At 60.2% G+C, this 10158-nt stretch carries 7 protein-coding genes and 1 pseudogene; 3 read left to right on the plus strand and 5 right to left on the minus strand.

The genetic code is table 11. The annotated features are described in order from the left end of the window. On the minus strand, window positions 1–640 hold a 640-nt coding region (locus EN879_RS12115; protein WP_245493814.1), incomplete at its 3' end, for a PHB depolymerase family esterase. A 281-nt stretch (window positions 641–921) separates the two neighbouring features. Here EN879_RS12115 and EN879_RS12120 point away from each other — a divergent pair. Further along, on the plus strand, window positions 922–1329 hold the full coding sequence (locus tag EN879_RS12120; protein WP_063170632.1) for a hypothetical protein: 408 nt from the start codon (window positions 922–924) through the stop codon (window positions 1327–1329). Between the two features lie 604 nt (window positions 1330–1933). Here the strand turns inward: EN879_RS12120 and EN879_RS12130 are convergent. Beyond that, window positions 1934–2201 (minus strand): annotated as a pseudogene (locus EN879_RS12130) (ATP-dependent DNA ligase); the annotation flags it as partial. Window positions 2202–2675: 474 nt separating this feature from the next. On the opposite strand from EN879_RS12130, the gene EN879_RS12140 reads away from it, so the two are divergent. Together EN879_RS12140 and EN879_RS12145 are read left to right on the plus strand one after the other, a co-directional pair. Further along, on the plus strand, window positions 2676–4838 hold the full coding sequence (locus EN879_RS12140) for a serine hydrolase (RefSeq protein ID WP_082826802.1): 2163 nt from the start codon (window positions 2676–2678) through the stop codon (window positions 4836–4838). Between the two features lie 109 nt (window positions 4839–4947). After that, entirely contained in the window at window positions 4948–6663 is a 1716-nt protein-coding gene (locus tag EN879_RS12145) for a ShlB/FhaC/HecB family hemolysin secretion/activation protein (RefSeq protein ID WP_082826769.1), read from the plus strand. Window positions 6664–6690: 27 nt separating this feature from the next. Here the strand turns inward: EN879_RS12145 and ampH (EN879_RS12150) are convergent, their stop codons facing one another. From ampH (EN879_RS12150) to EN879_RS12160, 3 genes are all read right to left on the minus strand, one after another. After that, window positions 6691–7848: a D-alanyl-D-alanine-carboxypeptidase/endopeptidase AmpH gene (gene ampH / locus EN879_RS12150; protein WP_063170636.1), complete on the minus strand. Its 1158-nt coding sequence runs from the start codon at window positions 7846–7848 to the stop codon at window positions 6691–6693. A gap of 45 nt (window positions 7849–7893) precedes the next feature. Further along, on the minus strand, window positions 7894–9042 hold the full coding sequence (gene ampH / locus EN879_RS12155) for a D-alanyl-D-alanine-carboxypeptidase/endopeptidase AmpH (protein ID WP_063170875.1): 1149 nt from the start codon (window positions 9040–9042) through the stop codon (window positions 7894–7896). Between the two features lie 61 nt (window positions 9043–9103). Continuing rightward, a partial coding sequence (locus EN879_RS12160; RefSeq protein ID WP_164774383.1) for a M23 family metallopeptidase occupies window positions 9104–10158 on the minus strand: 1055 nt, incomplete at its 5' end.

Here is a 10158-nt window from a genome sequence, read left to right on the forward strand (position 1 = left end):
GCCACGGACCCTTGTGCGGCGAGGCCGCCCGCAACAGCCGCTGGAGGTCGGCTTGGGACGGACCGCCATGGCCGCGCATGCGGTCGAAGGCTGCGGAGATCGTCGAGGCACTTCCATAGGCGAGCCCGGCAATGATCGCGCCGCCGGCAAACAGTTCGGGATAGTCCGCCAGCATCACCGCCGCCATAGCGCCGCCGGCGGACAGACCGGTGAGAAAGATCCTCTTGCGATCGAGGCCATGCGTAACCACTGCCGCCTCGATCATCTGGCGAATGGACAGTGCCTCGCCGCTGTCGCGCCTGATATCGCCTGGTACAAACCAGTTGAAGCAAAGATTGGGGTTGTTGGCGCGCTGCTGCTCGGGGAACAGCACCGCAAAACCATGCTCGGCGGCGAGCTCGCTCCAGCCGGAGCCATGATCATAGCTGGCCGCTTTCTGGGTGCAGCCATGCAGCACGACGACCAGCGCCGCCTGCCGGGCCAGGTTCTTCGGAAGATAAAGCCTCGCGCGCAAGGCTCCGGGATTGGACCCGAACCCTGTAATTTCGGACAAGTGAGCGTCGTTCCGTTCTCCGGATCCAGCTGCTGGCCGCGCGTGCATCGCGCTCAGGCGAGCGATCGTATCGGATATATTTCGCAAGTCGGTGTCCTTGTGCGCCGGAATGGCACGGTCCTGCACAACGCACATGCAGCAATATCGTTGCTGCGATGCACAAGAACAAGCCGTTGCGTCCGTGAACCTATAGATTGAATTGCGCGCTCGGTGAGGCGAACTCAGAGGCCCAGCGCTAGTCTAAGTTTGCGGAGGAAACAAACCGGGTTTGCGGAGGAAACAAACCGGGAAACGTCCTCGCCGTTTGCAAGCCGCCTCTCGAGTAGCCCGAGCGACGACACAATGACTGAGAGCATGTTATTAAAATCATGGGCGACGCCGGCGGTCAGTTGGCCAACCGCCTCCATTTTGTGCGCCTGGTGAAGTGCCCGCTCGCTCTTCAGGCGACCTCGGCCGCCTCGGCCACGCGACGTTCGAGTGTATGGGAGTTTAAGCAGTTCGGCGTTGGCCCGCTCTGCAGTGCGGCGCGCTTCCAGAAGCTCTCGTTCATAGCGGCGGCGGTCGGACGCATTGAAGACGGTGATGCGGATGAACCGCAGATTGCCCGATTCACCTCGCCGCTCCGCGGCGTTGACGAGGACAGGAAGGGTCGATCCATCCGGCAGACCAGGTCCAGCGCGACCTCGCTGAAAAATGCTTGCATCCGCATCAGCGGAGCAAGTGGGTTTCGTAGTAGATTTTGCCCGCGATGTTCAGGTAATCCTGAAACCACCTGAGGAACGATAGCTAGCGTTGCCAGATCGCCTGCCGGTTTAGCGGTCGCCTAATACGGCTCATGTCTTGCCTGGTCGGTGCCTTGGGTTCAGCCAAGGATCAGTTGAGCAAGTACCATAGTGAGAGCCATCGATACCGGAACGGCTATAAGGCAACACGTCTCAATGATCCTGTTTTCTCGCTTATCCATCTTCGTCACCTCCCGATTTTCGTTCTCATTTTGACGTCTACAGCCAGCCGTGAGAAGCGGTTCCAGGCGGTGGCCGTCAGAGATGCCGCCGCTGCTGCATATTAGCAACACCTTGTCGAACCCTCGGCTGCCGAGCATTAGTCCTCCTCGCAGCGGCTAAGCGTGGCGCCCCGCAACCCTGCATGATGTCTTCGAAGATCGGGCCGATCTCTTCATCGATCTCTTGGCCCGGAATGCCCTGGCTCGCGCTGCCCGTTTTGCGTCCACAGCCATATCGATCACCATCCGATATCCAATGGGAGAGAAAATCGCTTCCCCGCTTGCCCATTCTTCCCGAAAGTCCTGCAGCCATGCATGGCAAGAGTCTGCCTCGCCACGCACATGCTTCACGCTTCATGCCTTTTGGCGCCGATCTGGCGTGGCTTTGATGCCAGCCCCTCCAGACCGGCTTCATCGATCAGGTGATGGATTGGCCTCGCCGGGCAGCGCCTGGCTGAATTGGATGCGGATTTTGGCGGGGATCACGCTTTCAAGGATCTCACGCCGTTCCTCCAGTGCCATGTCGCGCAGGTCATGACCATTGAGGTGCAGCAGGTCGAAGGCGACAAAGTAGAGGTCGTGCTGCCGTCGTGTGATCGCCTTGCGCAGCTCGGCGAAGTCAGACAGGCCGGCATCGTTCAACACAGCCGCACTTTCGCGACGCCAAGTGACTCCACTTGGCTGCAAATGCGCGCTGGTCGCCGAAGGTGCGTAAGCGCACCCCTTGATAGGGGATCGGAATTCCGCATGTCAGGGTCTGCTCCAATCGGAGACCGCACGGCTCAACCATTCGCCGGAAAGGACTGTTTCTCGCCGATACGAGCTCGTAAACATGGCTCGCTCCGAGTTCACGTCGGACAAGCGGAAGCTCTCGGCGCTGAAGTTGCAGGCTGCCGCGGCGATAGCGGCGTTTCTGACAAAGATTCGCCAGATCAGAATCGAGTTCACCTTCCGTCATCCACTCTTTGGATGATATGGAAAAGGTGCTCGGGAGACGAGAATGTCGGTTAAGGAGGCGAACTGACATTCGCCGAAGATCGGAGGATGCATGTCGAAGACCGATGCAGTCGACGCATGCGGTGAAGTCGCCAAATGATAGGCGGTTGTTTCAGGCCGGGGATGGGCGGTTGGCTTGGCATTGCGCTCCTGGCCCTCTTGCCTTCCGGTCCGGCCTTCGCTTTTGAAAGCCCGGATGAAGTTAGCGCAGCGAATCCCCTGAAATGCGGAGCACCTGACGATTATTCCGGGTCGAGCGAATGGGTCAGCAACTTCAGCATCAGCGACAAGCGTCAACCCGTCGGTCCGGTCTTTCAGCAAACACGAAGCAACGTTCTTGATCGTAGGGTTGCGCTTCTACAGAGCGTACTCACGGACAAATCTGTTTACGCCTCAGCGATTGATGGAGTGTTTGGTTCGCAGACAGCAAGCGCTGTGAAGTCCTTCCAGAGCACATATGGAATGCCCGTTGACGGCACAGTGGGGATGCAGACCGGTAGTGCACTCGGGCTGCCGTTTTGGCAAGCGAACAAGGCGCGCAGTCTAGCCCCGCCATTTCGCGACGATGCGAAATATCCTGAAGCTACTGAATTCAACTTCAGAAGTCTGGTCGGGATCGGCAATTTCTTTAGCAGCCTGCCGGACGCTGACTATAGTTCCTCAAATGCGCTTACTCGGAGGGCCCTTCGAACAAACAATCCCGGCGCCATAAACATCTCGAAATGGCAGCGAGACAGCATGAGAGGATATGTGGGTTGCACTCTGCCAGACCGGTACGGCAACCAAACTGCCATTTATGAAACCCCAGAGTATGGGGTAGCTGCTTGGGGTTTTCTCCTCCGCAAGATCTATTTCCACGGAAACAAGTCTAAGGTCACCGTCGGCGACATTGTGGATAAGTATAGAGGCGACAATTCCCGCGATCCTTACATTGATGGATATAAGAAATATTCCGATGGCAAATTGGTCGAAGATTATGAAGTCGACCTGTATAGCAATCGTGAACTCGCGATGCTGGCCATTGCCGCCTACTCGCACGAACTCGGCTCCTGGTATCCTCTCACGGACAAACAGCTTCTGGCAGGCTTTTCAATTACCGATGATTATATTGACTTGGGCGTCAATGACGAAGTCATCGTGTCTTCTGAAGAGATGAATCCGGATCTCTATGTAAAACATCCTGATAGCGAAGGCCCGGCACGCTCGACCGGCTTAACCGCGGCTCAGTTGAGCACAGCCGATGCAAAGGTCCAGGCCGGACTACAGGAGCTCCTCGATGCAGAGGATGGACCTCCCGGCGCGATCGCCACGCTCTACCGCGACGGTCGCATGACCGTACTCACAGCGGGGCGCGCCGATGTCATATCGGGTGAGGCGCTGGGGGTCGACCAATACATGCGCATCGCCAGCATCTCAAAAGCATTCAACGGCGCCATTGCCCTGCACCTCGTCCAGAAGGGCCGGCTCGGCCTCGACGACACCATCGGCCAGCACCTGCCTGATCTGCCGGCGGCATGGTCGGCCGTCACGGTCCGCCAGATGCTGAATCACACCAGCGGCCTGCCCGACTACTTGCAGTCCAAGGGCTTGGCCGAGCAGGTCGCGACAAATCCTCAAGGTTACGTGCAGCCCATTGAGATCATCGGCTGGGTCCGCAACGACCCGCTCGAGTTTACGCCCGGCACCCAGTATACCTACTCCAACACGGACAACGTCGTCGTCGGGCTGATCGCCGAGGCGGTCACAGGAATGCCCTACGGGACGCTGCTGAAGAACATCGCGTTTGGTCCTGCCGCCCTCGCCCGGACGAGTTTCCCCACGCGCGACATCGCGCTGCCTGCGCCCGCCATCCACGGCTATGTCGTCGCGCCCGGATCCGAGCCGAAAGATGTCACGACCTTCGTCAGCCCGAGCGGTGCGTGGGCGTCGGGCGCGATCGTGTCGACGCCTGATGATTTGTCGATGTTCATACGGGCAGATCTCGGACTGAAGTTCTTCGGCGCTGCCGAGCAGATTGAACAGATGAAGTTCGTGGCCGGCAATTCCAGTCCGCCCGGACCCGGGACGAACGAGGCCGGTCTCGGACTGTTCCGCTACACCACGCCGTGCGGTGTCGTTTATGGCCACACCGGCAGTTTCCCGGGCTACACGCAGTGGGCGGCGTCAACCGCCGACGGGACGCGCTCGGTCACCACCACGCTGAACATCGCTGAGCCGGCTGGCGCGTTGCTCGACCGCTTGCGGGAGGTTCAGGCTCAGGCGGTCTGCGCTTTGTTGGGGCACTGACGGGTGTGCATCGCGGGATGACGGACCCCAACATATTTGCTAATTTGCTAAACCAAGTTTCGAATAACCGTTGATTATCCCTGCCACGACATGTCAGCGAGTTTGATTGATGCCTCTTCGCAAGGCGCTGTCCCACTGGTTCGACGCAGTACGTCGCGTGTCCATCAGTCTTGCAACCAGTGCCTTCATGGTCGGACCGAGCCTTAGCCAGACGATCCCCGAGCGGATCGATTCGGTGGTTTCGGATCAGAACGAGATCATCCGACGCTATTCCGCTCCGAGGAAGCCCGGCACGATTGACCTGTCAGTTCCGGATGCACGCAAGGCAACGAGCTCGGAACAAGCCGAAAAAACAATGTTTACCTTGAGGTCGATAACCGTTCGAGGCGCGGTGACGGTGCCCAGCGCTACGCTGGAGCAAGCGTGGGCCGCGCAGCGGAACAAAAAGATAAGCGCCGCCGACCTTTACGCCATCGCCGAGCGGATCGACGAGATCTACCAGAAGGCCGGATATTTCTCGTGGGCCGTCGTTCCCGAGCAGGACTTTTCATCCGGCAACGTCGTCATCGTTCTCTACGAATCCTATGTGCGCCGGGTCACCATCAACAGCGCCATCCCTGATATTGACCGGCGTTTGAAACCTTACATCGATCGCATCGTCGCCATGCGGCCAATCCGGATCAAGGAGGCCGAGCGCGTGCTGTTGCTGATGAGCGATCTTGGCGGCCTGACCATCGAAGGCACTTTCATTCGGCCCGAAACGCCCTCCGCCGGCGGTGATCTGAAACTCGACATTGGCTTCAAGCGGGCCGGCGCAAACGCAATAGTCGACAATCTCGGCAGCAAAGCCGTCGGCCCATTTCAGCTGACCGGCACCGGCACCTTCAACGATGCGCTTAGGCTGTTCGATGTGGCGAACATCGCCCTGGTGACCATTCCGGACAGTCCCGAGGAGTTGAAGTTCGTGCTGGCTTCGCACGATGTCCCGATCGGGTATGACGGACTGCATGTAGGATACAGCATCGGTTATGTCTCTTCCCAGCCGGGCGCCGACCTCAAGCCTCTCGAGCTCGACATAGCCTCTAGGTTCGGCAGCGCGTATGTCAACTACCCACTGCTGCGGACAATTGACCACAGCCTGTTTAGCCGCCTTGAATTGAACTTCAAGGACAACTCGCTGGCGTTGGGCGGCGAAACGCAGACGGATGAGGACCTCCGATGGCTGGCGGCCTCCCTTAAGTATACCGGTGAGTTGGAAAACGGCGCCATCACGCTGACAGGTACTTTCGGCCAAGGCCTCGACGGCTTTGGCGCGAGCAGCAGCACCGATCCGCTTGCACCGCGTCCAGGCGTTCCTGATGACTACAGGTATTTTCGGGGCGACCTCGACCTTACCAAGGAGATCGCTTCGCTGGCCGTCGCCCACCTCAGAGTGGCTGCGCAATATGCGCCGACGGCGGTGCCATCGTCGGTCCAGTTGGTGCTCGGCGGCGATCCCTATGGCCTGGCTTTCGATGGCTCGGCCGCTTCAGGCGATAGCGGGATAGCGGCCTCGCTGGAATTGGGACGCAACATCGAACTCCCGGAGGCTTTGCCGATCCCAAATCTGAACGTGTTTGCTTATGTCGATTACGGTGCGGTCTGGAACCACGATACGGGCGTGGATTACATTGAGGCGGAACTCGGCTCGGCCGGAATAGGTGCAAAGGCTGCATTTGGGCAACACCTCAATGCAAGGGCGCTTGTTGCGGTACCGTTCAGAGATAACCGAGGTCTGACTGATACCGGCACGCGTTTTTTGTTCCAGCTAATCAGCTCGTATTAGGTGGCGTAGCTCCCGCCTGAACTGCCCTTATCTTGGCGCAAGTTGCGCGACGAGATCATTCGTTGCTGCGACCATCGCCTTGAACCCACCGACACTGAACTGATTGATCGAGGCGAAGACACCGACACCGCGCGTTGGCGCCAACACCACATAACTGAACTGCCCCTGCAATCCGCCGGTCTTGTTGAGCATCATGGGCTTGTCCTTGTCGGCCAGAACTCCGACCCAGCCAAGCGTCATCATTCCCATTGACCCCGCATCGTCGATGCCGATTACCGGCGAGAGACCGTCGCGCCAGAGCCAGCCCGCATGGTCGACGGTACGCTCCGCATCGCCGGCCGCATCCTTGCGAAGGTGCCAGGCCATGAACTTCATCATGTCGGCGGCGGAGGTGTAGAGCCCGCCCGCGCATCCGATCGTTTCCGGCGAAGGAACGAGGGGCAACGGTGTGCCGTCGAAGAAATGGCCCTGCATGGTCCGCGCCGCATCGCCTTCCGCCAGGTTGAGCTTGGTGTCGGTCAGTTGGCGGGGCGTGAGCACCCGCTCGGCCAGCAGATCGCCATAGGACTTGCCACCGGCATTGGCCAGCGCGAGGCCGAGCAGATCGTAACCCCAGTTCGAGTAAAAGGCACCCGTGCCGGGAGGGAAAAGATAGGGTTCTGGCTTCGCAAGCTCAGCGCGGCTGAGGTCGAAGGTATTGCCGGCGAACGGGTCGTCCGGCGTGCCGCCTGTCTGGTTCGGTACCTCGCGCGGCAGGCCGGATGCCTGCGTCACCAGATCGATGAGCCTCGGCGTTCGTCCTTCGAGCCCAGGCACGGTCCAGTCCTTCCCGAGGTGTTTGGCAAGGGGATCGGTCGCGCCGATGACGCCATCCACAATCATCGAGCCCATCAGATCGCCGCAGAAGGTCTTGGAGATCGAGGCTATCCGCATCAGCGTATGTTCGTCGGGCACCTGCCCCGAGCCCTTGCGGATTTCGCCGAAGCCAGCGAAGGCCGTCTCGCCGTTGCGAACCGCGGCGATCACGAGGCCAGGAGCGCCCGAGCCCAGGAAGGCGATGCCGCCGGCAAATCCCACGGCTTCCTCAAGCAGACGATCTTTGGCGGCGGCGACGTGAGGAGCCGCAAGGACGCAGGCTGCCGTGAAGCAGAGGATGAGCAAGCGCCTGTGGCCTGAACCGGTCATTGGAATGTCCTCGACGAGAAATCTGATTGTGAGACGAGAGCGCAGTCAGCGGGGCGCGAGCTGATAGATCAGTTCGTTTACTGCGTGCACCATTGCTTCAAAGCCCCCGGCGTTGAACTGGTTGATCGCCGCGAAGACGCCGACGCCGCGCGTCGGCGCGATGGCAACATATGTAAACATGCCTTGTCGCCCTCCGGATTTGTGAAGCACCAGCGGACGGTTGCCGTCGGCCTCTACCACAACCCAACCGAGTGCCATCGCATCCATCGGCGCGCCACCGTCGTCGAGGCCCAGCGCCGGAGAGAGCCCATCCCTCCGGACTAGGCTGGCGTGGTCGATAATGCGGCGTGCATCGTCCTCGGAGCCGCCTTGAGCCAAGTGCCAGGCTATCCACTTCAGCATATCGTTGGGCGTCGTATAAAGCCCCGAGGCGCATTCCATCGTCATCGGTGTCGGCACGAAGGGAAGCGGCGTGCCGTCGAAATTGTGGCCCTGCATCAGCCGGCCCTCGTCACCAGGTCGCGGATTGAAGACCGTGTCCACCATGCCGCGTGGCCGCAACACACGCTCCTCCAAGACGGTAGCGTACGGCTTGCCAGCCGCTCCGCTGATCGCCAGTCCCAGGAGGTCGAAGCCCAGGTTCGAATAGAGCGCGCCAGTTCCGGGAGGAAACAGAAACGGCTCCCCGTGCATGGCTGCGATCATCGCTTCCTTTGTGTGGCCGGCGTAGGGATCGTTGGGTGTTCCACCTGCCTGGGCCATCTCGCGCGGCAGGCCGGATGTCTGTGTCGCGAGGTCGATGATCCTTAGGGTCCGCCCATCCTTCTCAGGCACCACGAAACCGTCAGGCAGGTGCGTCTGAACAGGGTCAGTCAGGCCGATCTCTCCTTTTACCAACAAACTGGCGAGAGCGTCTCCGCAAAATGCCTTCGAAATGGATGCCACTCGCATCATTGTGTCGGCATTCGGCTCTATGCCGGATCCGCGGACCGTTTCGCCGAAACCGGCAAACGCCGTCTCGCCGTTGCGAACGCCGGCGATCACCAGGCCCGGCGCGCCTGAACTCACAAAAGCGAATGTACCGGTGAATTCGACCGATTCGTCCAGCAGCCGATCGGCGTTTGCAGGACTTGCGCAGGTAAGGACGGCAGCGGCAAGGAAAAGACGTAAGGGTATTGTGCGGGTGGCGGTCATCGGCTTCGAGCTCACCATTTCGGAAATCAGGGCGGACTGTCCACTGCCTTTTACAGGGCGATCACTGTGGCCAGTCAACAACAGAGAGGTCAAGCGGCAGCACGTCTTCCAGTTTCTGGGGCGGGACGCGCGGCGTAAGCGTCATCGGCGATCCGGTCGCTTCCGCCTTGTCAAAATCCTCGGTGGTCTCGCCGACCGCGGTGATGGTAAAGCTGTCGAACACATAGGGGAGGCCGTCCGAGGCCAACGGAGAAGCGCTGTCCATCACATGCAGGTGCAAATGCGGCGCTTGACTGTTCCCGGTATTGCCGACTTCGCCAATCTGATCGCCGCGCTGCACCTTGTCTCCGAGCTTCACCTTAACGCTCCCCGGCCGCATGTGGGCGTAGTTGACGAACAAGCCCGAGCCGAGGTCGAGCACGACGAAGTTTCCGTCGGCCTCGTCAATCGGCAAGTTGGCGGGCAGCGCACCGGGCACTTGGTCCTGCAAGTCGTCGCGCGTCCCGACCACGGTGCCGTCGGCAACGGCAAGGATAGGCTTGCCATAGATGTGGTAGTTCGCAGGAACCTTAAGGTCGCCCACGACCAGCGTGTTGTTGTCGTCGATTTGCTCCCAGTCGATAGCGAAACGCTGGGCAAGGTAGAACTTGCCGTCGAGCGACAGCAGGGCGCGGACATGGCGGATGGAATCGCAGCAGCCGTCAGCCGCGACATAACCCTTGCCGCGCAAAGGCGGCCCAAGAGCCACCGGTGCCTTCGCAACGACGGCACCCTCGCCAATCGTCACCGTCATGTCGGCGCCGATGACCGCGAAAAACGCCGTGATCTCGTGGGTAATGCGAGCCGGAACCGCCGCGCCGTCCGCAAGCACGACATGCAGAAAGATGACGGCGAACTGATAGGCGGCCAACTCGCGGTTTTCGTTGCCGCGGCTTGCGCCCGGCGTGACGCGCGTGCGCAATTCATCCGGGCCGAGTTCTGCAAGCGGTGCTCCGCTGTCGGCATCGACGACCTTGAGCTTCTCGAAACGGACATCGCCGCCAGTGATATTCGTCACTGCCAGTTCGTAGACGATGTGACGCCTGCCGTCCGAGCCTGGAATCACATGCGGGGGAG

Origin of the sequence: Mesorhizobium sp. M7A.F.Ca.AU.002.02.1.1 (assembly GCF_003998535.1) — a bacterium.
Classification (GTDB): Bacteria; Pseudomonadota; Alphaproteobacteria; order Rhizobiales; family Rhizobiaceae; genus Mesorhizobium; species Mesorhizobium ciceri.